Source organism: Elusimicrobiota bacterium (assembly GCA_016180815.1).
Taxonomy (GTDB): domain Bacteria; phylum Elusimicrobiota; class Elusimicrobia; order JACQPE01; family JACQPE01; genus JACPAN01.
The window spans coordinates 214882-240747 of the sequence record JACPAN010000008.1 but is presented as its reverse complement, the minus strand read 5'-3'; the positions used below and the strand labels follow the sequence as shown (position 1 = coordinate 240747).

The window sequence follows — 25866 nt, the reverse complement described above, 5'->3', positions numbered from 1 at the left end:
GACTCCCGGTCCTCATAGACCTTGTAGAGTTTCGCGAGTCGCTCCTGCTCTTCGAAGAAGAGGCCACGGTACTCCTCAAGCCGGAATTAACGGAATCGGTTCAGCCATGGCCTCCCATATCCGGGAAATCGCGGACACAGGCGCGCTTAAGGAATTGGAACGGCTCAAAAAAGAAATTCCCACAGGCGTTTTAAAGCTCCTTGAAATTCCGAACATGGGGCCCAAGCGCGCCAAAGCGCTTTGGGAAACGCTCAACATTGAATCCCTTGACGACTTAAAGCGCGCGGCCAAGGAAGGCAAACTCCGCGCCCTCCCCGGCTTCGGGGAAAAACTCGAACAAAACATTTTAAAAGGCATCGATTTCGCCCAAGCCGCAGCCAAGCGCCTGCTGCTTTGGGACGCCCGGCAATTAATGAACGAGCTGATCCAAGCCTTAAAAAGCTCAGGCGCTTTCATCAATATCGCGCCCGCAGGCTCTTTGCGCAGGGGCAAAGAAACCGTCGGGGACCTGGATATTTTGGGCACGGCCAAGGACCCGGGCCAAGCCATTGAATTTTTCACCCGCCTGCCCTATGTGGAGCGCGTGCTCGGCGCCGGGGAAACCAAAACTACGGTCTGGCTGAAAAGCCAAATCCAATGCGATTTGCGCGTGGTTCATCCCGATGAATGGGGCGCGGCCATGCTTTATTTCACGGGCTCCAAGGAACATAACGTGACGCTTCGCGAGCGCGTGCTGAAAATGGGCATGACCATCAACGAATACGGGCTGTTCAAATTAAAGAAGGAAAAAACAAAGCACGAGGCCGGGCGCAAAGTCGCCTCCAAAACCGAGGAGGAAATTTTTAAGGCCCTGGGTCTCAAGTGGATTCCTCCTGAATTGCGCGAGAACCGGGGGGAAATCGAAGCTGCGGAAAAAGGAAAATTGCCCAAACTCGTGGAGCTTAAAGACATCAAAGGGGATTTTCACAATCACACCAAACTCACCGACGGCTCCAATACCCTTGAAGAGATGGCCGAAGCCGCCAAAAAAATGGGCTGGGAATGGGCATTTATCGGCGATCACTCCCAAAGCCTAATGGTCGCCAACGGGCTCACCCCCAAAGAACTGCGCCGCACCATTGAGGAAACCAAAGAGCTCAACCGCAAATCCAAGGGCTTTCGCATCTGGCGCTCCATGGAAGTGGATATTCTCAAGGACGGGTCCATGGACTACGAGGACGAAGAATTAAAAGAGATCGGCGTGGTGATCGCAGCCGTGCACAGCAATTTCAAAATGCCCGAACAGGAAATGACGCAGCGAATCATCAAAGCCGCCCAAAATCCCCATGTGGACATCATCGCGCACCTGTCCGGACGCTTAATCAACCAGCGCGAACCCTATGCGGTCAACACCGAAGAAGTGCTAGAAGCCTGCAAAAAAACAAACACCGCTCTTGAATTAAACGGCCAACCTCAGCGCCACGATCTCAACGACGCGCAAGCCAAAAGAGCCAAGGAAATGAGCATCCCCCTGGCCGTCACCACCGACGCCCACGCCACCCGCCAATTCGCGTTCATGGAATTAGCCGTCATCATAGCCCGCCGCGCCTGGCTAGAAAAAAAAGACCTGCTCAACTGTCTCTCAGCCAAAGAAATCGCGGAACGGTTTACCCTGAGAGCATAGTCCACTATCCTAATTTTTTGACTCTTGAAAACTCAGATTGCTAAGCCGTCGCAATGAACCAAATCACGACGGGCGCTTCCTGACCGGGAGCGATATTGCATCTTGGCGCAAAGGTAACATCCGAGGCTTCATAACCAAAGCGCGCGGCCAACTCCTTGACATCTGCGGTCTGGGAAAAACGCCCGCACATAAAATTAGCTCTTAGATGAAGTAGCCATCGCCATCAGTAGCCTGTATCTGTTGCTCGATGGCCACACCATAAGTGTTATCGATTAAGCCCGCAGGCTCAAGGCCCCAGGTATCGACAGTCCGCTACGGCCCAAAATTGCCGCATGGGGCTCCTTCGTATTTTGCATACTACCCGAAATGGAAGCAGCAACAAGATTGCTTTGGAGAATCCCTGTTTTATTGTTCACGATCCTTCCAACGGCTGGGATTCTCAATGCCGCCCAGAACCATGAAAACATTGTCGTCCAGGCAATCGTTAAAGGGGATTCCGAGGCAGCATTACGAGGAACAAAGGCCTGGGTGACAGCGGAACCAAATAATCCGATTGCCCAATCTTTGGCGAAGGCCTTTACAAGAACTCTCTCATGTGGCAGTGAGGCTCGCAGTGTCCGTATAAGAGATTACGCTGCTCCCTTTAGCGGTTGGATCAAAGATTTGAGGACCAAATATCCAAATAATCCGAATATAGCCATGATGGCTGTCGAATTAGATTGCGATGGTTTGGATTGCATACAGAAAAATTTTTATAAGGCCCTCGAGATGAAGGGCAGCAATTTAGATTTTAATTTTTGGGTGGAATTATGCGACTATTGGGTTGGTAACAAGCTGACCAACCGGCTAAGAGCGGACTGGAAAAATAAAAAGACTATTCCGACAGCGTTAAGATTGGCCCAGCGGCTTACCTGTTGTAACGATGATTTCTGTGCGACGGCAAAAGAAGGGCAAGAGGCCCAAAAAACTTTAGAGCAAGTCTTAAGGCTCGATCCTACCAACGATTCCATAAAAGAAGCTCTTTCTTGGGCGCAAGCACGGCAAACCAAGAAACCGTAAGGCAGTAATCCCGTCGAGTTAGCTGAACTTCTTTGGTGGTCAGTCTGGCGATTGCTTCCGCTATCCCAATCATATTTTTTTCGATATCCCTTGCGCTGGATACAGCTCCGCCAGAGCCGAGGCCAATAGCAAGGGCCGTGATCCAGTCTTGACCGTGACTATAGGCGTATAGGCCGCTCGAAAAAATCCCCAGAATGGCAGGAATCAACAAATGGATTCCTTTCTGGGGAGTTCCATTCAACTGATCCGTTTTGAAGACTTTTTTGATCAATGCAGTCACAAACGGAATCCCCGTCGTGATCAAGGCAATCATGCTTATCGGCTCCATCGATGTGTACCTCCTCAATTAAACGACTTCAAACAACAACGGCTTCTTTACGGCGAACGGCAACGGCACGGCAGCCAACAGTGTCTCCGTCCCATCAACGGCATTTCTTCGAATCCTTTCCAACGGCTTAACAACAACGACAACAACACTACAAACACGACACATAACGAAACTGAACACATAACAGTAGGCCCACTTCAAATCAATTGCAGGCAGGGGTTGATTTGAATAGACAATGCCACCCCTCCCCCAAATCGATGAGTGACACCACGATCTCTGATGAGAATTTCTGGCAATAATTCCGGCTTAGCATCCTTGATGGCCACATCAATGCGGCCTTCGGGTGGCAAATAGCGGTCGCGGTATTCGACTCTGCCACCATCGCGCCATTTAGTGATAACGCGGTCTTTGTAGACAGTGATAATCTGCTTGGTCCCCGGTGGCAAGCCCTCGATTTTAACGGCTAGCTATGCGATCTGGTTTTTTCTCTGCTGAGTCTCCACTCTACCAGCACGAGAAGAAAAATGAGCAGAATGATGGTGGCGTCTTTTGGCTTGCTGTTGCGGGCACGCGTTCAACTGCACGCTGGCCTTAGAATCTTGGATGGCCCCAGTGTAACGGTTAAAGTTAAAAACTTAAAAAATCATCAGCTGCATGCTTTGTAAACGAGAGAGCCCCCGCGTAGCGCGGATTAGAGAAAGCTGATACAATTAATAAGTAATGCAAAATATTGGAGTTATTTCTTCGCATGTCACGCATGGAGATGACTTGGTCGTTTTGAGCCGTAAAGAATATGAACGGCTTCAAAACCATCTTCGAGAACTCCAGGATGTTTTACGAAAAATTCGGCGCGGCGAAAAAGAATTGCGCGCCGGGAAAACAAAAACCATTGCCTCTTTAAAGGAATTGCTTTAAATCATTGCGTCCCGTTCGAGTTGTTCGCACGACCTCGGATTTCTCCAAATCTTTGCGTAAACTGCCCCGGAACCTTCAACGATTGGCCGTTAAGAAAGACCTCTGGTAATGAAAAATAAATTAGTCGGCACTTGGGAACTGGTTTCCCATTGTCGGGTCGATGAGCAAGGGGGGATGAGCTACCCTTTGGGACGGCGGCCTTCGGGATATTTAATTTACAGCCCCGAAGGTTTTATGTCCGTCTGCATCACAAGCCAGAATCGCCGGCTGCCCCGAGGATTTGATTTCCATGACATCCCCAAACTCACACCCGCTCAAAAAACGCGCCTGCTGCATAGCTGCATTTCCTACGCGGGGAAATATCGGGTCTTAAAAGACAAAGTTATCCATCAGGTTCAAGTCAGCCTGATCCCAAGCTGGGTGGGCAAAAAACTTATCAGAAAAATCGACTGGCCCCAAGGCAAACTCTCTCTGACCAGCCCGCCCTTTGTCATCAACAACACCAAATACAGAGCCCGCATCCTCTGGCAGCGCGTCTTACGCTAACGAAACCCGAGAAAACGAATGATGACTTTTCCCGTTGAAGCAGTTGCGGCTCTTTTCCTGAAGCGCCAGCATCTTGACCGGCCTTTGGAGCGCCCATTCACCGAGGAGGCTCTGACGCGTTTCGTTGAAGACGCGGGGGGTTTGCAGCTTGACTCCATCAATGTCCTTGAACGCGCCCATTATTTGACGCTTTGGAGCCGCTTCGGACCCTATAAAAAAGACGCCCTCGACCGGATCGTTTATGAAAAACGCGCGCTCATCGAGTATTGGGCGCACGCGGCCTGCCTTGTGCCGGTTTCGGACCTGCGCGGCTGGCGGCGCGCCATGGCTGATTTTCGCCGCCGCCACACCGGCTGGTCGGACTGGCTCAAGGCTCATCCGCGCGTCTTGCGCCGCGTCGAAGATGAAATCCGCGGCCGGGGGCCGTTATCTGCGGCGGCTTTCGCGCGCCCGGTTTCCCAGGGCAAAACAAAAGGATGGTGGGACTGGAAACCGGCTCATCATGCCCTGCACTATCTCTGGATGAGTGGACGTCTGGCCATCCATTCCCGCCGCCATTTTCAGAAGAGTTACGATTTGGCCGAGCGCGTTCTGCCGCCGGTCGAGCCTCTGGAGCGATCCGCTTTCCCACGCTGGCACCTAAAAAAGACCCTGCGCGCGCTGGGAGCGGCGGCGGAAGCCGATCTCGCCCGCTACCTGACCTTCCCAAGATTTAAGCCTGGCGCGCGGCGGCGCGCGCTGGTTGCTATGGCCAAAAGCGGCGAAGTCGTTCAAGTGAGCGTAGCCGGCTGTCCCGGACGCTGGTTTATCCTGGCCGAGGACATCCCCGCGCTCGAATCAGTGGCTCCGGCCCAAGGCACGACGCTGCTTTGCCCCTTCGACTCCCTCCTGTGGCATCGCGGCCGTGCAAAGGCTCTATTCGGCTTTGATTACAAAATCGAAGTCTACACACCAGCGGCGCAGCGCGTTTACGGCTACTACACGTTGCCCATCCTGCATCATGGGCGGCTCATCGGCCGCCTTGACCCTAAAAACCATCGCGCTGAGAAGCGTTTGGAGATACGGTCCGCCCATTTCAATTCGAAACCGAACGCCGAGGCTCTGGCTGGAACCGCCCGCGCCGTGCGTTCATTGGCCTCGTTTCTCGGGGCCGAAAAAGTGTCCGTAGCTCGCGGCCCCCTTCGGGAGTTCTAGGGCGCCTTCCCTAACTCTTCTTGCGCGGAAGGGTTTAAGGTGCTAGAGTTTAAGTGATGGGCAAAACGATTATCGCTTTGTTCCTGAGCTTGGCCGTGCCCGGCGCGGCGAGCCTGTCGCTTTGCCGCCTGCCTGAAACCTGCGATTGCGGGCCTGCCTGCCCCATGTCGGGCGATCAGCAAGCCCCCTGCTGCGAAATGAGCGAGGCCCCGGACCAGGACTTTGCCGTAACCACGGCCACGCGGCTGGAATACACGCAAGCAGCCGTTGAAGCCCCGTCCTTTCAAGATTTTGAACCGGCGATGTTTTGGATCACCGTCATTGCGGCGGAAGAATCTCCTCCGCCATTCGTCCCACGAACTCACAGCGGCCTTTCTCCTCCTTTAGCCTAAACCTCATTCGTTTATTCCAGGCGTTTCTGTTGCATGCGGCCATTAGGCCGGGAGGTTTAGGTGAAATTAGCGTTCGTTGTCGCGTTTGCAGTCGCGTTTAATGCAAATGCTGAAAAAAAAGAAGAAAAAATTTCTTTAGCTTCGTTATTGGAAGAAGCTAAAACAAATAATCCGGCGGTGAAAGCCGCGTATGAACGCTGGCAATCCGCCGAAGCCAAAGTTTCGGCCTCGCGCTCCTGGGAAAACCCCATGGTCGGCATTAAGAATAAAAAAGCCGAATCATCGGGGACGGAACCGGCCATGAAAAGCGAAATGCTTATGGTCGAACAGGAAATTCCCTTTCCCGGAAAGATTTCAGATGAGGCGCGCATGCTGCATCACGAAGCCAAAATCGCTCATGAGGATTATCGCGCCCGGCTTTTGGAAACAGAGGCGCAGGTAAAAATCCGCTACCACCTTCTTTCCTGGCTTGCTTCCACAGCCGACGCCTTGAAAAAAGACACCGACATTTTAGAAGGCATCGCCCGCGTGGCCCAATCGCGGTTGTCCGCAGGCCAAAGCAGCGCGGATGAGGCGCTCTTGGCGCAGGCCCAGCTTAAAATGGTCGAAAACTCGGTGTTTGAGCGCGAGCAGCAAAAACTGATCGAGGAAGAGGAGTTGAACGCGCTTCTTGGGCGCAAGCCCGGCACGCGCTGGGGCCGTTTTGAAGCGGTTCCACTGCGCGATTTGCCTGTTTCCGTCGAGGAATTGGAGAAACAGGCGAGGGAAACGAACCCCATGTATTTAAACACCCTGCACATGCAGGCGCATGCGGCCGTAATGGCGCGCCGGGCGCTGCTGAATTTCGCGCCGGACTTTAAGGTCAGTTATGAACGGGAAAAATTTGAATCCGGCCTTCCCGCGGAAACAACGATCGGGGCGGCCCTGCGCATCCCTCTTTGGCTTTGGCGGCCGGCCGGGGAGCGCAAATCCGCCAAAGCCCATCAACGCCAAACGCAAGCCGAATCCCAAAGCGCGCAAAACGATATTTTTAAGACACTGTACAAGGAATACACCGAAGTCAATCTGCACCGGCAATTGGCTCTTAACTATTCCAAGGAAATCCTGCCTCTGGCTGAAAGCGCCCTTCAAATCGCCCAGAAAAACTATGAAACCGGACGGGCGGATTTCGCCAAACTGACCGAGGCGGTGCGCCATTTGCTGGAGGCGCAAATGAAATATTACGAGGAACTTTATCACTACGGAGAACACTGGGCCATGCTCGAAGTCGTGGCCGGGAAGGAAATCGAGGGGGTAAAAAACTAATGAGAAAAATTTTCGCCTTAGGCATTTCGTTATTGATCTTAATGGCCGGATTGACCGCTTGCGGCAAGCGCAAAGAAGTGGGCATGCAGTCTCGGGAGCAGGCGCTTTATCAATGCCCCATGCATCCGGAAATCATCCGCAAAGAGCCCGGAACCTGCCCCATTTGCCATATGCAGCTTCAAAAAATGGAGACGGAATCAACCACCCACGAACATCATGAAGAGACGGGACGCGCGTCGTTTACGCTGTCGCCGCAGCGCCAGCAGTTAATCGGGGTCACCTTCGGCGCCGTGGAATTCCGGGACCTTGAACGCGTGATCCGCGCATCGGGACGCATCGCCTATGATCCTGAGCTTTACTCGGCCATCGAGGAATACCACCAGGCCTTAAGCGGGGGTCCGGAACTTGAATCCATCCGCAAATCAACGCGCATGAAATTAAGGCTTTTAGGCCTCTCCGATGCTCAGATCGATGATTTGGCGAACAAACCCAGAAACGCGGCCGTGGGCTTGGTGTTGGGCCGGGCCGGGGGCACGGTCTGGGTTTATGCGGATGTCTATGAATATGAGGTGAATTTCATCAAGCCCGGACAAACCATGGAAATTGCCTCCCCTGCCTTGCCGGGGGAAACATTCACGGGCAAGGTTCTTTCCGTTGATCCCGTTATCAGCGCCATGACCAGAACCGCCAGAGTGCGCGCCGAGGTGAACAATCCTAAGGGGAAATTCAGGCCGGAGATGTACCTTGACGTCAAAATCCGCGTTCCCCTGGGCAAAAAATTGGCCGTGCCCGGTGAAGCCGTCTTGGACACGGGGGAACGAAAAGTGGTTTTTGCCGTCCATGAGGACAACACCTTCGAACCGCGCGAGGTGCGCCTGGGCGTGGAGGCCGAAGGCTTCTATGCGGTTTTGTTCGGGCTGGAAATCGGGGACCGGGTTGTCACATCCGCAAATTTTCTGATTGATTCCGAATCCCAATTTAAAGCCGCAATCGAAGCGTTCCGGAAACGAGACGGCGGCGAGGGAATGCCACCGGGGCATCAACACTAACATGATCGCCAAAATTGTCGAATATTCGGCCCGGAATAAATTCCTGGTCCTTCTGCTGACGGCCTGGGCCATTGTAGGGGGAATTTATGCCCTGCGCCGCATCCCCGTAGATGCGATCCCCGATCTCTCGGATACCCAGGTCATTATTCTTTCGCGCTGGGACCGCTCCCCGGACATCCTGGAGGATCAAGTCACTTACCCCATTGTCACGGCCATGTTGGGCGCGCCAAAGGTCAAAACCGTGCGCGCGTTCACTGATTTCGGCTACTCCTACGTGTACGTTATTTTTGAAGACGGCACGGACATTTATTGGGCGCGCTCAAGGACTCTCGAATACCTGTCGAAAATCACCCCTAGCCTGCCCCAAGGCGTCAGAACCGAAATGGGCCCGGACGCCACTTCCGTGGGCTGGGTATTTCAATACGCCTTAGTCGACGACTCCCAACGGTTGAATTTGGCCCAGCTGCGCTCTCTTCAGGATTGGTTTTTGCGCTATCAGCTTCAAAGCGTCCAAGGCGTGGCCGAAGTCGCTCCCGTGGGCGGATTCGTCAAGCAATATCAGGTTCAAGTCGATCCCAAGGCCCTGGCCGCCTACAATGTGCCCCTTACCCGCGTCGTCAACACCATCCGGGAAAGCAATGATGACACCGGCGGACGCTTGCTGGAATTCTCCGGCACGGAATTTATGGTACGCGCCAAAGGCTACGCCAAATCCATCGAAGATTTGGAAAACGTGGCCGTCGGCCGCAACCCGGCCACGGGCACGCCAATTTATGTCCGCGACGTAGCGCGCGTGCGTTTGGGGCCTGATTTGCGCCGGGGCACGGGGGAGCTTGACGGCCTGGGGGAGGCTGTCGGGGGCATTGTGATCATGCGCTACGGAGAAAACGCCCTGACCGTGATCGAGCGCGTCAAAGCCAAACTTAATGAGATTGCGCCTTCGCTGCCTCAAGGCGTGCGCCTGGTAACCACTTATGACCGTTCCGAGCTTATTCGCCGCGCTATCAACACGTTAAAAGAAACACTGATCACGGAAACCCTAATGGTCAGTCTGGTCATTCTTTTTTTCTTGCGGCATATCCCCTCGGCGCTAGTTCCCATCGTCACCATCCCCATCTCCATCCTGCTGGCTTTCATTCCTATGCTGTACATGGGGATTACCTCAAATATCATGTCTTTGGCGGGCATCGCTATTTCCATCGGCGTGCTGGTGGACGGGGCCATCGTGGAGGTAGAAAACGCCTATAAGAAATTGGAGCACTGGGTCACCGGCGGGCGCAAAGGGGATTTCCATGAGGTGCGCCTGGAAGCGTTGAAGGAAGTCGGGCCGTCGGTGTTTTTCTCTTTGCTGGTGATTGCCGTGGCGTTTTTGCCGGTGTTCACTCTCGTTGATCAGGAAGGGAGGCTGTTTAAACCCCTGGCCTACTCCAAAACCCTGGCCATGGCCTTGGCCGCGCTTTTGGCCGTCACCTTGGATCCGGCCGTGCGCATGATTTTCACGCGCATGGACTACAAACATTTTAAACCCCGGTGGCTTTCAAACATTTTCAACGCCGTCACCGTGGGCCGCTATTATGAAGAAGAAAAACACCCCGTCAGCAAACGGCTGTTCGCGATTTATGACCCGGCCGTGCGATGGGTCTTAACATACCCAAAAAAAACAGTCGGCTTGGCTTTGGCCGCCATGCTGGCGACGATCCCGGTGTTCTTTCAGCTAGGTTCAGAATTCATGCCGCCCTTAAACGAAGGCTCAATTCTTTACATGCCCACCGCCATCCCCGGCATGTCCATTACTGAGGCTCAGCGTGTCCTGCAAATCCAAGACCGCATTCTTAAAAACTTTCCCGAAGTGGAAACGGTGTTCGGCAAAGCGGGGCGCGCGGACACATCCACGGACCCGGCGCCATTGTCCATGGTGGAGACCACCATCGTCTTAAAACCCAAATCCCAGTGGCGCAGCAAAAAAATCTGGGGGCTGATCCCCAGAAAAATAACGTACGAAGAGCTTATCAACGAAATGGACGCGGCCTTGAAAATACCCGGCATCCCCAATATCTGGACCATGCCCATCCGCAACAGGATCGACATGCTATCCACCGGCATGCGCACGCCGGTGGGCGTGAAGATTTTCGGCCCGGACCTGACCGTCATTCAAAAGCTGGGTGAAGAAACGGAAAATATCCTGCGCGATGTCGCCGGGACGCGCAACGTGACGGCGGAGCGCACGGCCCAGGGCTACTTCATCGACATTGCCTTCAGGCGCAAGGACTTAGCACGCTACGGGATCACGATCGCGGAGGCTGAGATGATCGTGGCTTCGGCCATCGGTGGGGAAAATATCACGACGATTCTTGAAGGCCGCGAACGCTACGGCGTCAATGTGCGCTATGCGAGCGATTATCGAAACAATATCGAGAAACTGCGCCGCGTCCTGGTGCCCGCGGAAAACGGCCTACAAGTGCCCCTGGCGCAACTAGCCGACATTCGCGCCACCATAGGCCCCAGCATGATCCGGGATGAAAACGGGCAATTGGCCGGGTATGTGTATGTGGATATCGCGGGGCGCGATATCGGCGGCTATGTCCAAGACGCCAAACGCGCGCTTCGCGAACGCCTGGAAATGCCGGCCGGCTATACCCATGTCTTTAGCGGCCAATACGAAAATATGCAGCGCGTCAAAGAGCGTCTGAAAATCGTCATTCCAGTGACTCTATTTCTGATCGTGATTCTTCTCTATTTCAACACGGGCTCATGGATATCCACCGGGATCGTGATGCTGGCCGTTCCTTTCTCGGCGATCGGCGCGATTTGGATTCTCTATCTTCTCGGTTACAACCTTTCCATTGCCGTGTGGGTGGGCATTATTGCGCTCATGGGCCTGGATGCTGAAACGGGAATTTTCATGCTGCTCTATCTGGATTTGGCCTACAAAGACCGCAAGGGGAAAGGGCTTTTGCGCTCATTGGAAGACTTAAAAGAGGTCATCTTGGAAGGGGCGGTCAAGCGCGTGCGGCCAAAAATCATGACCGTGGCCTGCGACTTTGCCGCTTTGTTGCCCATTATTTGGGCCGCGGGCACGGGCGCGGACATGATGAAACGCATTGCCGCGCCCATGGTGGGCGGGCTGTTGACGTCGTTTTTGATGGAACTGCTGGTTTATCCGGCCGTGTATTACCTGTGGAAAAAGAAAGAATTGGAGTATTAAAAAACAATGAATAAACGTGGCGATATGGGCGCCGGCATGATCGTTCTCATGGCGGCCATGATGCTGGGCATGTTTCTTTTCGGCGGTCACATGAGGCATAAAAACCATAATAAAGAAAAACACGCCCAAGAATTGGGTCAATTAAACGACGATAAAGGGAGGAAAAATGAAACTAACGAACACGCAAATCATTAGCTTCGCAGCTGCGACCGCGCTCTCCTTAGGGGGAGCTCTCTACGCGCATGAGGGCCACAAGCACGTTGAAGGGAAAGAGGCCAAAGCCAAAACGGAAACGACGATCACCATGACCGGGGAAGTGCTGGACTTATCCTGCTATCTCGGCCATGAAGGCAGGGGCAAAGAGCATCAAAAATGCGCCAAAGACTGCCTGATCAAAAAAATGGTGCCTGCCGGGCTTTTGACGAAAGACGGGCAAGTTTATTTGCTTGTCGAAGATCATCAATACGAGAAAGTCTTCAAGCAAGTGCGTGAAGCGGCAGCGGAACAGGTTAAAATCACCGGGCGTAAAATCATGAAAGGCGGTTTGCAGGCGATTTTGGTGGAAAAAATCGAAAAAGCCTAAGTTGTGATCGAGCTTCCGCCGCTCTATCTCTTACACCCTATCGCCGTTCATTTTCCCATCGCTCTTTTGACCGTGGGCTGGGCAGCCAACGCGCTTTCCCGCAGGGCGGCTTGGCTTCATCGGGCGGCATCCTGGTTTCTGTGGCTGGGGACGGCGGCTGCCTGGGCAGCCGTTGGGCTAGGGCTTCTGGCGGAGGAAACCGCGCCGCATGTCCCCTTGGCTTGGAAAACGCTGAAACTTCACGAAACCCTGGCCTTTTGGACGGCGGGGCTGTTTACCGCATTGTCCCTATGGCGATGGCGGTTGAGCAAATGGAAACCGGCCTTATTGTTGATCGCCTGGCTTGGCGCCTGCGGCGTTCTTTTGGCCACGGCCTATAAAGGCGGCGAGCTTGTGTTCACGCATGGGATGGGGGTGGCTTCGCCATAGCACGCAACGGCGCCGGGGCAATTGTGTAAACTATTCGTGAAACGGCGATGCCGAAACTCCAAATACCGTCAATAAAATGGGGGGTTAATTCATGAAATTTTTTCTGGATACAGCCATGATCGACGAGATCAAACAGGCCAATGCCTGGGGATTTTTAGACGGCGTGACCACCAATCCCACGCTGGCTTCTAAAACCGGACGGCCTTTTGAGAGCGTCGCCAAAGAAATTTTAAAGACCGTGGCTCCGGCTCCGGTTAGCCTGGAAGTGGTGGCGACCGATATCGACGGCATGGTGGAAGAAGGGCTCAGCCTGGCCAAATGGGGAAGCAATGTTGTCGTTAAAATCCCCATGACCGAGGCAGGCATGGCCGCCACTCAGCTCTTGACCCAAAAATACAAGCTCAAAGTCAATGTCACTTTGGTCTTCTCGCCCAATCAAGCCTTATTGGCGGCTAAGGCCGGCGCGACTTATGTTTCGCCTTTTATCGGGCGCTTGGATGATATCGGACAAGACGGCATGTCGCTCATCGCGGACATAGTTCAGATTTATGAAAATTACGGTTATCCCACGCAGGTGTTGGTAGCCAGCATCCGTCACCCCATGCACGTTGTCGACGCGGCTAAATTAGGCGCGCATGTGGCGACCATGCCCTTCGGCGTTTTACGCCAGCTCTTCAAACACCCGCTCACGGATAAGGGACTAGCCTCCTTCCTTGAAGATTGGAAAAAAGTCCCCAAACAAGGCCAAGGCGTAAAAGCCTAAAGGCTCTTGGCTGGAGAGGGACCGCTCATTTTGCCGCCTGAGGGCGATTCGCAGCGCGGTCTTTCCCCGGAACTCAAAACGATTCTGATCGCCGCCGGCCTTTGCGCTTTCCTGGGGCCCGGAGCAGGTCAAATTTATAACCGCCGCCGCTTAAAAGGCGTCCTGATGATTTTATCCACGCTTGGCCTGATCGCGGGCCTAGGCGCCTATATGGTCATGGCCGCCAAGCGCAGCGTCGAGCAAACGGCTCAAACAAATCCCCAGCTTCTTTTCGTCGAAGGAGCTGAAATCATGCTGGCTAAAACCATTGTCATGGAAAACATGCGCGCGTTGCAAGTGTTTAAATGGAGTTTTGTGGTGCTTTGGTGCTATGGCATCGTGGACGCTTACAGAGACGCCAAAGAACGGACCTCAACAAAATCAGGAGGGAATGTATGAAATCAACTATTTACGCGATGGCCCTTTGGTCGCTGCTTACGGGCGGCATGATCAACGCCCAAGAGGGCCAAAGCCGCCCGCGCGGCGGCCGCACTCCAGAGAAGATGGGCCGCAAACAAGGAATGCCCAAACAAGAGATGACGCCGGAGAAACGCCTTGAGATGCTCAAAGAGCGCCTTGAATTAAGCGATCAGCAACTGGGGCAAATCAAACCCGTCTTGGATGAAGAAAAAAAAGTTGCGGAACCGGTCGAAACCAAACTAAAAAAACTTCAAGAAGAGATGAAAAGAATCTCCTTTGAGATGAATGAAGTTCGGCATGAACGGGAAATCCTTCAAAACCAAACCAATGAAACGATTCGCTCCATGCTGACGCCCGAACAAAAAATGCGTTTCGATCAAATGCGCCGGGGGCCCATGGGCCACGGCCAGGGGCGCCAAATGGGAGGGCCGGGCGGCCAGATGGGCGGTCCTCATGGGCCCCAGGGCCAATACCAAAAGCGCGGGCCAGGCAAACAGCCGCCCATGATGGAGGGTGGACCGATGATGAATGAGTCATTCGGCGAACAAGGGCCCCCGCCGCCCATGGACATGAATATGCCGCCTCAAGATTTCCAAGGACAGGATTATCCCTGACAATGCCGCCGCCCAAAGCCGTCACCTCGTCGCAGATGAGGGAGATCGATCAAAAAAGCGAGAAGGAATTCGGCGTCTCCAGCCTCCAGTTAATGGAAAACGCGGGACGCGCGGTGGCCGATCAAATCATCAGAATTTTAAGCGATCAGCTGCATTGCCCGTTGCCGGAATCACGCGTCATCATTTGCTGCGGGCGGGGCAATAACGGAGGAGACGGGGTGGCCGCGGCCAGGAATCTGAAAAAAACAGGGGTGTCCGTTAAAGTCTATTGCCTGGCGCCGGTCGAAAAAAAACCGGTCAAACAGGAATTGAAAACGCAATTGGCAAAAGCTAAGGCCGAGGGCGTTGAAATCACCATGATCAAAACGCCGGAAGAAATGACCGCTGATTTGGGGAAGGCCAGCTTGATCGTCGACGCTCTTTTGGGGACCGGATCCAAAGGCAAACCCATGGGCCCCGTTCATAAAGTCATTCAAAAAATCATGAAAGCGGGCCCGCGCATCGTGGCCTTGGACATTCCCTCCGGCATCGACGCGGACACCGGCTATCATAGCGGGGTTTTCATCAAAGCGGATTGGACCCTCACTCTGGGCCTGCCCAAAATAGGTCTAATGAAGCCGCATGCGCAGCGTTATGTCGGGGAATTGATCACCGTGGATATCGGGCATCCCAAAAAACTGCTGGAGCGTTACCAATGATGTCCGCGGAAGTCCTCATCCAGGTTCAATTCTACGACACGGACAGTTTGGGCATTATTTATTACGGCAGCTATTACCGTTATTTTGAAGCCGGTTTCTTGAAACTGCTGAAAAACGCGGGTTTAAGCTTCAGCGAAATCCACAAACGCGGCATTTACCTGCCCGCGACGCTCTCATCCTGCAACTACTATTCTCCGTCAACAGTCGAAGAAAGCCTGAAAATCGCGACCACCATTCATTCGTTAGGCTATGCCTCCGTGGCTTTCAAGCACGAAGTCTTCAATATGGATCGAAAGGGGAAATTAGTCGCCCAAGGCCATACGCGGCACGCCTGCGTCAGCACGGATTGGCGGGTAACGCCTTTGCCGGATTGGTTGAAAAGCGCGCTGCAGGGTTCTTCTAAGTCTAAAGGTTGATCTGAGCGACGCGGGTCACGCCGTCCATGCGGCCCAGGGCCTCGAGCAGCGATTTTGGAATCGTATTGTCGATGGTCAACACCATAATCGCGTCCTTTCCCTTGCTTTTGCGGCCCACGCGCATGTCCGCAATATTGATGCGGCGGCCGCCCAGCAGCGTGCCGACTTTGCCGATCATGCCGGGTTTGTCCTGATTCTCAATGGTGATGAGGGCGCCCTGGGGGATGACGTCGACGACCAGGTCGCCGATTCTGCTGATGCGCAATTCGCCGCCGATATCGACGCGCCCGGAGATGGAGGCCGAACGCTCGTCCGCAGTGCGCAGGGAAAGCGCGATGTCTTCAAGCTCGCTTGAGCCGGGCAGCTCTTCGGTCCGGATTTGAATGTTTCTTTCCTTGGCATAAAAAGCCGCGTTGACGACGTTGACGGTATCGCCCAAAGCGCAGGATAGGATGCCGCGCAAAGCGCCATGGAGCAGGACGCGGGCGTCTTTCTCGGAAAAGCGCTTGGCGGTGTTCAAGCGGATCCTGTTCCAAGCGCCGGGCAAAAACTGGCCCAAAAATTTGCCGAGACGCTCGGCTAAGGATAAATGGTAATTTAAACGATCGAGAATCTCCGGCTCGAACTCAGGCGGCAAATTGACCCCGCCTCTAACCAAACCGCGCTCGAAAAAATCCATGACGCTTTGCGCCAATTCACGGGCCACGCGCCGCTGCGCCTCCCTGGTCGTGGCGCCGATATGGGGAGCCAGCAGCACTTTATCGCCTAATGCCAAGAGCGGGCTGCCCTTGGGCGGCTCTTTTTCGAACACATCAAGGGCCGCTGAAGCGATTTGGCCTTCGTTGATAGCCTGGGCGAGGGCCGCTTCATCCACCACTTCGCCTCTTGATGTATTGATTAAAATGGCTCCTGTTTTCATCAAGGAAAGGGTTTTGCCGCCGACCAAGCCTTTCGTGGTTGCAGTCAAGGGCACATGCACGCTTAAAACATCCGCCTGGCTCAACAATTCCTCAAAACCTACGGCTTTAACGCCTAATTCAGAGGCGCTTTGCGCGCTAATGAAAGGGTCATGCGCCAAAACTTCCATGCCGAACGCCGAGGCCCGCTTGGCCACTTCCTTGCCCACCCGGCCCAAGCCCAAAAGACCCAGCTTTTTTCCATAAAGCTCGCTGCCCATCAGGCTCTTATCGCGCCAGCCGCCGCCTTTAACCGCTCGATCCGCCGCGGATAAGCGGCGCATCACGCCCAGCATCAGGCCCAACACATGCTCGGCCACGGCAATGGCGTTGGCTCCGGGCACATTGACCACCAAAATGCCCCGGCGCGTGGCCTCCTCCACGTCGATATTGTCCACGCCGGTGCCGGCGCGCCCGATCAATTTGAGTCTTTTGGCTTTATCGATTTTGTCGCGGGTGACCTTGGTTTCGGAACGGACCAGCCAGGCCTCGAAATGATCCAGGCCGTTGGTCTCATGAGCCTCGGTAATCTCAAAACCCTTATTTTCTTTAAGCGGCTTCAAGCCTTCTTGATCGATAGGATCGCTGATTAAAACGCGCACCATAGAACTTTATTTAACAATTTCTAGATACGAATGAGGCTACTGGGAAGCCAGAAATGCCTTCAGCTCTTTATCCTGAGGGGCCAGGCGCTGGGCCCGGCGCCAGACTTCCCTGGCCTTGGGCTTATTCTTGAGCTTGTAATAGGCGGACCCCATGCGTTTTAAAGCGTCGACATTATCAGGTTCCAAAATCAAAACCTCATTGCATTCTTGAATAGCCGCAGTATATTTGGCGTCGTAAATGTGCGTCAAGGCCACTTCCAGTTTCTGCCTGGCTAAATCCAGGCCCTCGATCGGCACTTCCTCCTGCGCCTCTTTAGGAAAACGTCCCTCCAGAACGCCCAGCAATCCCTCGACTTCCTTACTCTTGGGGTCTCTCTGGCGCGCGTAACGCAAAGTTGTAATGGCTAAACGCGGATTTTCCTGACGGCTTAAAAAATACTTCATGGCCGTGCGGATCAAGCGCACGGTACCGGGGGAACCTTTGGATACCTCAGGCGCCACGGCTGCGACTTCATCGAGCCTGCTGAAAAGTTCTTTATACCGGGCATTTGTCGGGTCGGAAACGGAGAGGATCTGCACGATATCCTTGGCTTTGGCGTAGCGGCCCTCGACGATATGCCCGCCGGCTTCCTTCTCTTTTTTCTTGTTGTGATCCGCCAATTCCAGGCGGGCTTTTCTTAAAAGATCCTTGGCGCTTTGCTGTTCGGGATCGAGCCTGACAATCTCGGACCAATGATTGACGGCGCTCGGATAATCCTTGCGCGAATAGGCTTCAAGGGCTTTTTTATAATGCTCGTCGATCACCAGCTTCTTCTGCTGCTCACCCATATCCTGGCTGCGCAAAGCCGGGGAAATCGAATAAATCAACAGGAAAAAAATAATGTATTTCATTGACGCACCACAAAAAGCTCGATCCTGCGGTTCTTCGCCCGTCCGTCCTCAGTCGCATTGTCCGCGAGAGGCTGATGCTCGCCGTAGCCGTAAGCGGAAAAACGGCCGGGGTCCAAGCCCCGGCCGATAAAATATTCGATGACGCGGGAGGCGCGCAAGGCCGAAAGTTCAAAATTAGATTTATACAAGCCGCGTCCGCTGACCGGGTCGTTGTCGGTGTGCCCCTCCACATTCACGGCGTTGGGGATTTCTTCAAGCGCTTTGACGATGGGATCTAAAACAGTTTCAGCGCCTTTTTTAAGCTCCGCGGACCCGGAATTAAACAACATCGGCGAGGCGAAAGTGACCCGGATTCTCTGCGCGGTCAGCATGACCTTGGTTTCTTTTTTCTGGGCCAAAGCCGCCATTATTTTTTCCGCGGCGTCGGATTCTTTCTCTCTGATTTGAATTTTTTTATGGTCTTCCCGGTCCACGGCCAATTCTTTCTGAATCTCGGCGACGGTTTTCTCAAATTCGACTCTTTTCTTCTGGAAAAGCTGGGAGTAACCATAGAAACCCAAAAATAAAATAACCATGGTCGTCATTAAATCCGCGTAGGGAACCATCCACAGATCGGCCAAGCGAACATCGCCTTCGCCGCCCGCGTCCTGACGCCAATTCCTCATGCTAATTTCCGGCCTCCAGCATTTGATCGAGCCACTCCTGACGCTCTTTGAAACCTTCAAACAAAAAGGCGCGCTTTAAAATCCGGATTTGGATTCTTCGGTTCGCGGCGCGGCCTTCTGCGGTTTTATTGGAAGCGACGGGCTTGTATTCGCCGTAGCCCGCGGTCACCAAGCGATTGGCCGGCAAATCGGCTGAAGCGAGAACCTCCACCACCGCATTGGCCCGGGCCGCGGATAGATGCCAATTGGAACGATACGGGCTGTTTTTGCCCAGGGGCTGATCATCCGTATAGCCCTCCACCGCGATCATGACGCCGGGGAGCTTAGCCAAAATTTCGGCCATGGTTTGAATGTCCCGCCGGCTCAGCGCTGAAAGCTCCGCACGGCCCGGGGGGAAAAGGGCAGGGTTGGGCAATTTTAAATTGATCTCATCGGCCGACACCTCAAGTCCGGAGTAAAGCCCCTTGCCATGAAGAAAATGTTCCAGTTCGCCGACCATCTGCTTCTCCTGATATTTCACCATCACTTCCTCGGCGCGCTTTTTGGCCGGAGTTTCTTCTTTTTTTTCTTTCATGGTTTGAGAAATGCTTTTGCTCAATCCCTCCGCGATTCTTTTGCGGTCCTCCTCATCCATTTGCGAAAAAGCGAACAGCACCATAAAAAACAGCATCAGGTTGGTCATCAAATCGCATAAAACGATAAGCCATAATGGATTGTCTTCCATCACTTTCGGGGCCAGCCTGTCGACGAGCATAAAAACTCAGCGCTTCCTCCGCGTTAATTGGCGGCTGCTGTCTCTACGGCGCCTGTTTTAGAATTTCCGTTGCGGTGCAGATGAGACAAAAACGAAGACAGTTTTCTGGAAACTTCCCAAGGAGAATTGCCCTGATGAATATAAAGAGTTCCTTTGGCGATGATTTCTTTAAGCATCATTTCTTCCTCGGAGTAATAATTAAGTTTGCCCGCGATGGGCAGAAAGAAAAAATTGGCCGAAAAAATTCCGTAGAACGAAGCGGTCATGGCGATGGCCATGGAAGCGCCCATGGTCGCCGGGTCGGTGATATTTCTTAAAACCTGGACCACGCCGATCAAGGTCCCCAAAAGGCCGAAAATCGGGGCGAATGTTCCGGCGGAACGAAATACGTTGGAGAGCTGCACATGCCGCGCGCGGGTATTGGCCAGCTCGGAATCAAGCATGTCCTGAAGCGCATTGTAATCGAGTTCGTCTCCCAACATGGCGATGCAATCCTTAAGAAAAGGGTGCGGCAAGTAGGAGGACTCCTCGCCCAACGAATACAGGCCGCCTTGCCTGGCTTTGGCGGCCAGCGTGGATAAGGCGCGGATTAAATCCGCCGGTTTGACGCGCTTGGGGGGAAACAGCGTCTTGATCAAAGCCGCGGGCACCTGGCGCAGGGCGGAAAAAGGGTAAGAAATCATGACCGAACCGATGGTTCCACCGAAAATGAGCACGATGGCTTCGATATTGAGCAAGAAATGGAGCATTTTACCGTAAGCCAAAACGAAAACAATGGAGCCGCCGCCGATGAGGCCGCCTAGAATAGTCATCAAATCCATGCCTAAACACCCCCTTCTTTTTCGGTTTGCGAAGTTTCGGTTTCTGCCTGCTCGGCGCCCTCCAATTCCTCTTCCTTTTGCAAATGCCCGTCGGCTTTGAGCGCGCGCAAAGCCTCCAAAACCCGTTTGCGATCCTGGGCAAGCTGACTCGCCCCTGACGAAATCGCCAAATCCATTTCCTGGCGCAAGCGTTCAGTCATGCCCGCGGGCAATTCCCTTAGAAGACCGGCAGTCACTTCTTCCTGGCCGGCACGCTTCAAGACGCGCGCGATCACGGCCATGGGCACGCGCCGCATCAACAACCCGAAGCCCTGCTTGCTCAAATGCCGGACATCCTCGATAAACACCAGCTTATTTTTGAGCCTGGCCGCCAATTGCGAATCCCGCTCGGCAAGGCGTTCCAAAATCATGGATTGCGATTCGACGTCCGCTTCTTCGATCAATAGTCCAATTTTTTCTTCGCCGCCCACCAGATACTGAATCTTGGTTTTGAATTCCGTTTCGGTTTCGCGCACTTTTTTCGGGTCTTCTTCCTGAGCCACGGCCAATCGCTCGTAAACCGCGGCCTGCAAATGAAGGGGGAGCTTCGGCATCAGTTCCGCGGCCAGGGCGCCGGGCGCATAGTGAAGAATGATGGCCACCTTCTCCGGGCTTTCCTTCTGCAGAAGAAAATGAAGGGCGTTGGCATGGGATTGCTTGAGAAAGTCAAACGGAGCCGGTTCGCCGTTGACCGCGGCCCCATCGTGCGCGGCCGCGGCCAGGTCCTGAGCAGCCCGCTCGCTTTTTTCTTCGCGCCCATCGCCGTTGAGCGCCGCGGCTCCGGAGCCCTGTAGTTTATTGGCTAATTCCCGCACGCTCGCAGCCAAGGGCTGGGTGACCCAGGGAAGGCTGCGCTTGAAATAAACCATGAAAACAATGCCTAACAAAAGGGCGCATAGCCGCCATAAATCGGGGGGGACGAAAAACTGCTTCCAACTAAACCCCGCCGGGATGCCCCTGCGAAAAGCCATGGTCTCCACGTTCATTTGATCACCCCGGTTGGGATTAAACCCCAGAACCCAGCCCGCCACTTTTTTGGCCAGCTCGACATCAGGCTCCGGCAGGGAACGATCCAAGACGATAACGCTGGAGACGCGTTTGATTTTGGACGCGGCTTCGCCTAAATTAAGCATACCCGCGGACGCCAGCTTGCTTTCTTCCGGAACGCCGGGCAGAACAAAATGTTCGTCATGCGCCTCTTCGGATTTCAGTTCGATGTTGATGGAGACAATCACGCGATCCGTGCCCAAGATATCCATCAAAATTGTTTTGAGTTTGCTCTCGATGGAGCTCTCGATGGCGATTTTATCTTCGATGCTTAAAGAAGGGGACTTGGCGGAGAAGGTCGGGAAAGCGGCCGCAAACAGCAAAAAAATAAGAACCGCCGTTCTCTTGCCCATCAACTTAGATATACCCCTGCTTGCCGGTTTTGTCAATGAGGAAGTCTTCGTCATGATCATCCCCTAGAAACTCCAAGAAAGCCTGGTAATGGCGCCGGTCTGAGCCGTATGCGAGCCGGCGACCGCATCTGTTTTATCCGCTTGAGAAGCGCCTGCGGTCGCCGCCAAACGAGGGTTCACCTGCCAGGTAAATTCCGTGTTGGCGGTCCAGCTTTTCGTATCCGCCGCCGATGAGCTCCCGTTATCCTTGCTCAGCGTATTCGTCCCCCAAACCTGTCCGGACACTTTACCCGGGATCACCGGAAAATAAAGGCTGGCCGACTGCGTGTTCGTATTGCGCGTATGACCGTCGACTTTATCCTTTGTGGATGAGCCCGTATTGCCCACGGACATGCGCCAACTTTGACCCAGCGCCAAATTAGCGGATAAACCCAGCGTATTCGTATCCAAATCATGGGCCACTTTATTCAAATCTTTGAATTGCGAATTTTGCAGGCTCACGGAAATCGTCTGATGGCCCAAACTTTGGGCGAGGCTCAAAGACATGGAGTTGGAGACATTGTTTAAAGCGACCAAGGGATCGCCCTGGGCCGTATTCTGACTCCAGGACGTGGAAATTCGCGTGCGCGTCGGCAGACTCAGGCCGGGAGACAAGGACAGCAACCTCTGCGTGCTGGTTGTTTTTTTAGGGTCTTTATCCAAATTATCCGAAAATTGAGTGACTGTGGCGCCGATATCACCCCATTCAACGGGCCGGTAGGCCGCCTGCAGGCCATAGCTAATACGGTCGGCTGCGATCACCGAAGCGCCGAAAGAGACAAATTTGGGAGACGCACGCAGCATGGAAGCGCCCAGGGACAACTTGGTGAAAACATAGCCTGTCTGCAGTTGCATCGCCGTGCCTCGCACAGGCACAGGGAGCTCGGTATTTTCCGTAAATTCGCTGGTCGCATAATCAAATTTCACATCCAGCTCCCTCCAAGGCTTGGCCGCGAAATTGACGCCGATCACTCTGTTATCCTGGGGCCTCAAGCTTGATCCTCGAAATTTGGGACTTTTAGGGTCCGGGGAAAGTGAAGCTGTGTTGTCCATGCCCAGGACCATGCTCACGCCGGTTTTCAAGCGCCCGTCCCAAAGATCGGCCGTGCCGCGGCCGGCATACACCAAACGCTCATAGCGGCCGTTGGTGTTGGCGCCGGCGGTCAAGGCTGAAATCGTCCGGCCCGCCACCAACGACCAAGCGGTCCGATTCCAAAGCTCGGTTTTGGGCTGCATCATCATTTCCACCCCGCGCATGCCCTGGCTGGCCAAAGTCAACGCCGAAAAATTAGGCGACACATCGCCCAAGCTGACGCTGCCTCCGGCCGTGTTGTAAGCCCCGTAGATGATATAGGGCTTCCAGGCCGACGTCGAATCATGAATATTGTTGGAATTGAGCAGGTACGTGCCTTCTCCGGCTTTGCCGACCATATTGAGGATGGTGGTCGCTTGTGCGGAACGGCTGTCGCTGATATCCGGGGTTTGATAAGAAAAAACGAAATTCCCGCCGACTGCGGCTCTCGGCGGCGGCGGAGCGATGACGATGGGGCGTTCAATGATGCGGAATAAAACGTAATCCGATTGAGTCAAGCGGGTTTCCTTATGAACGAAATAAATCCTGAAATAATAAAAACCGCCGAAATTAGAAGGGATGCCGAAACTTAAATTAGCGACCGCGCTCTCGCCTGAAGCGATATCGATATCGCCTTGCAAGCGCTCGGTTTTGGCGATATAGGTTTTATCGGCGTCGTAAATCTCGGCTTCCCAGTAATACTGATCCCTTAACCAGCGTTCGGAGCCGATATTGACCGCGATGCCCTGAAAATTGACCGTATCACCGGCCGTCACCGGATTCGGCACGGCCACGCTCAGCTCCAAATGAGCGCTGTCCAAAGCAAATGCCCGGGGCGCCGCCCCCAGCAGCAAAAATAAAAGAAATAAACGAAACATTCACACCAAGGGTATCAGCCAAGCGGGACGGGCGCAATGGGAAAATAGATAAACGAAAAACGGACTTTAAAGGTTGTGTTCTTCCACCTCGACCTCGATTTCTTCCTCTGAGTCGAGGATAACCAATTCTACGTTCGTCACGCCCAAACTCGTAATATTCACGCTTTTCCTATCGGAAGTCCCTACCGAAGATTCGGAGACATAAAGTGAATAAACGCCCATCGGCAATTGAGCGACTTCAAACTCTCCGGCCGCATTCGTTCGAACCAGGCCGCGCCTTGGTCCTTCGAAGGAAACGGCGGCATTGGCTACCGGGATCATTTCACTGCCGTCGCTAAGCACGACGCGCCCTCTAATCGTAGCCGATGATTGCGAAACCACGGGAGCGCCGGAGCCCGAACCTGCGGCTTTCGGAATTAAGGCAACCGCATGGCTGATTTCCTTGCCGTCATAACAAGTATGCGCCAAAACAGCACGGCTGTACGGTTCGTAATTGGGATGGCTCACCTGAATCGTATGATTGCCGAAACTGATATTGCCCGATAAAAGGTACTGACCGTTGGCATCGGTCGTTCCTCTCAATGAATCCAGGCTGACGCTTGCTCCGGAGACAGCTTGGCCTTGAGCCGCATTATTGGCGCCGACCCTACCTTTGATCCCTTTCGCCGAGCCGTGCACGATGGGACATTCGATCTTTTCGAGATCAAAATAGGTGGGAAGCCCCCACCCGATCAGCTGGTAATCGGCGCTATAGTCACGGTAACCGATGCCTGCGGCAAAAACATCCACCCGATATTGGCCGAGCCTCATGCCTTCAAGACGGAATACGCCGGAGGAATCCGTTTCGTTTTGTTTCGTCATGTAGGGATCGCGTATGGTCCAACGCACGGTCGCGCCGGAAATCGGGCTCCTATTGGCCTTATCGCGCACCGTGCCGGCAATAACTCCATCCGGAGTCTTAACGCCCATGGGAATATCCACGCTTACGATACCGTTACTGGCATTCTGTTCGCTGATATCATGGTAGCCGTTATGGTCATGGTATCCCGCAAGAGAAGCCGTGATCCGATGCCGCCCTTCGGGCACATCATCAATGGTAAAAATGCCGCTGCCGTCGCTGGTTGCCTGGCGAATGAATGAGTGCTGATTCAACGTATCCAGCCTGACGGCAACATTGCCGAGAGGCCGGTTCGACAATGAATCGCGCACCGTGCCTCTAAGTTTGAGAGACGCCAACGGTTTAAGAAAAAGGGGCGCATTGACCTGCCGGTCTTGAGGGGATTCCCAGTTTAAGTTCAGCGTCAGATCAAGGGGTTTGAATCCATCTCGGGAAGCGTTGATTTTAACCTGTCCATAAGGAACATTCTCGAATTTAAACTTACCGTCGCCAGTCGTAGTGACAATTCTCTGACCCAGCGCGACCCGGACTCCTGAGAGAGCCTGGCCGGATGCAAAACTAGAAATTGTTCCCGCTACAACCGCTTGTTTTCTTTTGACGAAATAAATTTTATCGGCTAATTGAGCCGTAGTCCCGGCATTAAAAGCGATATTGGGATAGGTCGTATCCTCATAGCCATCGGCAAAAATTTGAATTGTGTAATTTCCAAAAACGACATTATCGAGCTGGAAACGCCCGGTACTAGGATCAGCTACGGCCATCCGGTTGCCGATATTAACTCTAGCCGCTCCGATGGGCCTGGCCGGCGCGTTATAATCCTTGACCCGCCCGGAAAAAGCTCCCGCCGTCGGTTGAACGATTTTCTTCAACGTAAAATTGCCGCCGGATTGGTTCGCCCTTAACACAACGACCGTCTGCACCAAGGTTTGATAACCATCCTTGCGCAAGGAAAGGACCTGGCTTCCCTTGGAAAGACCCCCTAGATTGAATTTGCCGTCAGCGCCGGTAACAGCCTGGGAACCGCCGAGTGAAACCCTCGCATCCGGCAAGAAACGGTTCGATTCATCCAAAACTTGACCATAAAGAGAATAGCTGACCTGCTCTTGCTCGCCGGTCTCCGGCGAATCCGGAGCATTATTCCCGCGGGCCGCCTCCAAAGGATTCGAAAAAATAGAGGAAATAAAAAAAGCAGCCATCAATATCAGCCGCAACCCATTCGCCATGCTCCAC

Annotated in this window: 28 protein-coding genes; 17 read left to right on the top strand and 11 right to left on the bottom strand. The window is 53.8% G+C overall.

Annotation, left to right across the window (positions count from 1 at the left end; translation table 11 throughout):
* On the top strand, window positions 1-1663 hold a 1663-nt coding region (gene polX, locus HYT79_04575; GenBank protein MBI2069858.1), incomplete at its 5' end, for a DNA polymerase/3'-5' exonuclease PolX.
* Window positions 1664-1703: 40 nt separating this feature from the next.
* On the opposite strand, the gene HYT79_04570 is transcribed toward polX, so the two are convergent.
* On the bottom strand, window positions 1704-1853 hold the full coding sequence (locus HYT79_04570; GenBank protein ID MBI2069857.1) for an SOS response-associated peptidase family protein: 150 nt from the start codon (window positions 1851-1853) through the stop codon (window positions 1704-1706).
* A gap of 176 nt (window positions 1854-2029) precedes the next feature.
* On the opposite strand from HYT79_04570, the gene HYT79_04565 reads away from it, so the two are divergent.
* Window positions 2030-2722, top strand: coding sequence for a hypothetical protein (locus tag HYT79_04565; protein ID MBI2069856.1), 693 nt, complete (start codon window positions 2030-2032; stop codon window positions 2720-2722).
* On the opposite strand, the gene HYT79_04560 is transcribed toward HYT79_04565, so the two are convergent.
* The gene (locus HYT79_04560) at window positions 2658-3050 is read right to left on the bottom strand and encodes a hypothetical protein (GenBank protein MBI2069855.1); all 393 of its coding nucleotides are present in this window, start codon (window positions 3048-3050) and stop codon (window positions 2658-2660) included. The two genes, HYT79_04565 and HYT79_04560, sit on opposite strands and share 65 nt — an antisense overlap.
* 197 nt (window positions 3051-3247) lie before the next feature.
* A complete protein-coding gene (locus tag HYT79_04555) occupies window positions 3248-3496 on the bottom strand; it encodes a hypothetical protein (GenBank protein ID MBI2069854.1) in 249 nt (82 codons plus the stop codon).
* A gap of 274 nt (window positions 3497-3770) precedes the next feature.
* Between HYT79_04555 and HYT79_04550 the strand changes: the two genes are divergently transcribed.
* The 15 genes from HYT79_04550 (at window position 3771) to HYT79_04480 (ending at window position 15618) form a co-directional block, all read left to right on the top strand.
* Window positions 3771-3965, top strand: coding sequence for a hypothetical protein (locus HYT79_04550; protein MBI2069853.1), 195 nt, complete (start codon window positions 3771-3773; stop codon window positions 3963-3965).
* Window positions 3966-4073: 108 nt separating this feature from the next.
* Window positions 4074-4511, top strand: coding sequence for a lipocalin-like domain-containing protein (locus HYT79_04545; protein ID MBI2069852.1), 438 nt, complete (start codon window positions 4074-4076; stop codon window positions 4509-4511).
* A gap of 18 nt (window positions 4512-4529) precedes the next feature.
* Window positions 4530-5705 (top strand): YcaQ family DNA glycosylase, encoded by a 1176-nt coding sequence (locus HYT79_04540; GenBank protein ID MBI2069851.1) that lies wholly within the window; start codon window positions 4530-4532, stop codon window positions 5703-5705.
* Window positions 5706-5761: 56 nt separating this feature from the next.
* Window positions 5762-6097, top strand: a complete 336-nt coding sequence (locus HYT79_04535; protein ID MBI2069850.1) for a hypothetical protein — start codon at window positions 5762-5764, stop codon at window positions 6095-6097.
* 60 nt (window positions 6098-6157) lie between these two features.
* The gene (locus HYT79_04530; GenBank protein MBI2069849.1) at window positions 6158-7402 is read left to right on the top strand and encodes a TolC family protein; all 1245 of its coding nucleotides are present in this window, start codon (window positions 6158-6160) and stop codon (window positions 7400-7402) included.
* The gene (locus tag HYT79_04525; protein ID MBI2069848.1) at window positions 7402-8451 is read left to right on the top strand and encodes an efflux RND transporter periplasmic adaptor subunit; all 1050 of its coding nucleotides are present in this window, start codon (window positions 7402-7404) and stop codon (window positions 8449-8451) included. The genes HYT79_04530 and HYT79_04525 overlap by 1 nt, the downstream gene beginning before the upstream one ends.
* Window position 8452: 1 nt before the next feature.
* Window positions 8453-11656 (top strand): efflux RND transporter permease subunit, encoded by a 3204-nt coding sequence (locus tag HYT79_04520; GenBank protein MBI2069847.1) that lies wholly within the window; start codon window positions 8453-8455, stop codon window positions 11654-11656.
* 6 nt (window positions 11657-11662) lie between these two features.
* Window positions 11663-11851, top strand: a complete 189-nt coding sequence (locus tag HYT79_04515) for a hypothetical protein (GenBank protein ID MBI2069846.1) — start codon at window positions 11663-11665, stop codon at window positions 11849-11851.
* On the top strand, window positions 11823-12239 hold the full coding sequence (locus HYT79_04510; GenBank protein ID MBI2069845.1) for a hypothetical protein: 417 nt from the start codon (window positions 11823-11825) through the stop codon (window positions 12237-12239). Before HYT79_04515 ends, HYT79_04510 begins: the two co-directional genes overlap by 29 nt.
* A 3-nt stretch (window positions 12240-12242) precedes the next feature.
* Complete coding sequence (locus HYT79_04505) at window positions 12243-12668, top strand: DUF2231 domain-containing protein (GenBank protein ID MBI2069844.1); 426 nt, start codon at window positions 12243-12245, stop codon at window positions 12666-12668.
* A gap of 91 nt (window positions 12669-12759) precedes the next feature.
* On the top strand, window positions 12760-13431 hold the full coding sequence (gene fsa / locus HYT79_04500; protein ID MBI2069843.1) for a fructose-6-phosphate aldolase: 672 nt from the start codon (window positions 12760-12762) through the stop codon (window positions 13429-13431).
* Between the two features lie 30 nt (window positions 13432-13461).
* On the top strand, window positions 13462-13869 hold the full coding sequence (locus HYT79_04495; protein ID MBI2069842.1) for a hypothetical protein: 408 nt from the start codon (window positions 13462-13464) through the stop codon (window positions 13867-13869).
* Window positions 13866-14504, top strand: coding sequence for a hypothetical protein (locus tag HYT79_04490; GenBank protein ID MBI2069841.1), 639 nt, complete (start codon window positions 13866-13868; stop codon window positions 14502-14504). Before HYT79_04495 ends, HYT79_04490 begins: the two co-directional genes overlap by 4 nt.
* A gap of 2 nt (window positions 14505-14506) precedes the next feature.
* Window positions 14507-15202: an NAD(P)H-hydrate epimerase gene (locus HYT79_04485; GenBank protein MBI2069840.1), complete on the top strand. Its 696-nt coding sequence runs from the start codon at window positions 14507-14509 to the stop codon at window positions 15200-15202.
* Window positions 15199-15618, top strand: a complete 420-nt coding sequence (locus tag HYT79_04480) for an acyl-CoA thioesterase (GenBank protein MBI2069839.1) — start codon at window positions 15199-15201, stop codon at window positions 15616-15618. Before HYT79_04485 ends, HYT79_04480 begins: the two co-directional genes overlap by 4 nt.
* On the opposite strand, the gene HYT79_04475 is transcribed toward HYT79_04480, so the two are convergent.
* The 8 genes from HYT79_04475 to HYT79_04440 all read right to left on the bottom strand — a co-directional run bounded on the left by HYT79_04475 (window position 15608) and on the right by HYT79_04440 (window position 25859).
* Window positions 15608-17179 carry a phosphoglycerate dehydrogenase gene (locus HYT79_04475; protein ID MBI2069838.1) on the bottom strand — a complete coding sequence of 524 codons (1572 nt, stop codon included), beginning with the start codon at window positions 17177-17179 and terminating at the stop codon, window positions 15608-15610. The two genes, HYT79_04480 and HYT79_04475, sit on opposite strands and share 11 nt — an antisense overlap.
* A gap of 36 nt (window positions 17180-17215) precedes the next feature.
* Complete coding sequence (locus HYT79_04470; protein ID MBI2069837.1) at window positions 17216-18070, bottom strand: tetratricopeptide repeat protein; 855 nt, start codon at window positions 18068-18070, stop codon at window positions 17216-17218.
* Window positions 18067-18735, bottom strand: a complete 669-nt coding sequence (locus HYT79_04465) for an OmpA family protein (protein MBI2069836.1) — start codon at window positions 18733-18735, stop codon at window positions 18067-18069. Before HYT79_04465 ends, HYT79_04470 begins: the two co-directional genes overlap by 4 nt.
* 1 nt (window position 18736) lies before the next feature.
* The gene (locus tag HYT79_04460; GenBank protein ID MBI2069835.1) at window positions 18737-19489 is read right to left on the bottom strand and encodes a flagellar motor protein MotB; all 753 of its coding nucleotides are present in this window, start codon (window positions 19487-19489) and stop codon (window positions 18737-18739) included.
* 23 nt (window positions 19490-19512) lie between these two features.
* Window positions 19513-20310: a MotA/TolQ/ExbB proton channel family protein gene (locus HYT79_04455; protein ID MBI2069834.1), complete on the bottom strand. Its 798-nt coding sequence runs from the start codon at window positions 20308-20310 to the stop codon at window positions 19513-19515.
* Between the two features lie 2 nt (window positions 20311-20312).
* Window positions 20313-21749 carry a hypothetical protein gene (locus HYT79_04450; GenBank protein ID MBI2069833.1) on the bottom strand — a complete coding sequence of 479 codons (1437 nt, stop codon included), beginning with the start codon at window positions 21747-21749 and terminating at the stop codon, window positions 20313-20315.
* 63 nt (window positions 21750-21812) lie between these two features.
* Window positions 21813-23738 (bottom strand): hypothetical protein, encoded by a 1926-nt coding sequence (locus tag HYT79_04445; protein ID MBI2069832.1) that lies wholly within the window; start codon window positions 23736-23738, stop codon window positions 21813-21815.
* A gap of 66 nt (window positions 23739-23804) precedes the next feature.
* Window positions 23805-25859: a carboxypeptidase regulatory-like domain-containing protein gene (locus tag HYT79_04440; GenBank protein ID MBI2069831.1), complete on the bottom strand. Its 2055-nt coding sequence runs from the start codon at window positions 25857-25859 to the stop codon at window positions 23805-23807.
* Window positions 25860-25866: the final 7 nt, after the last annotated feature.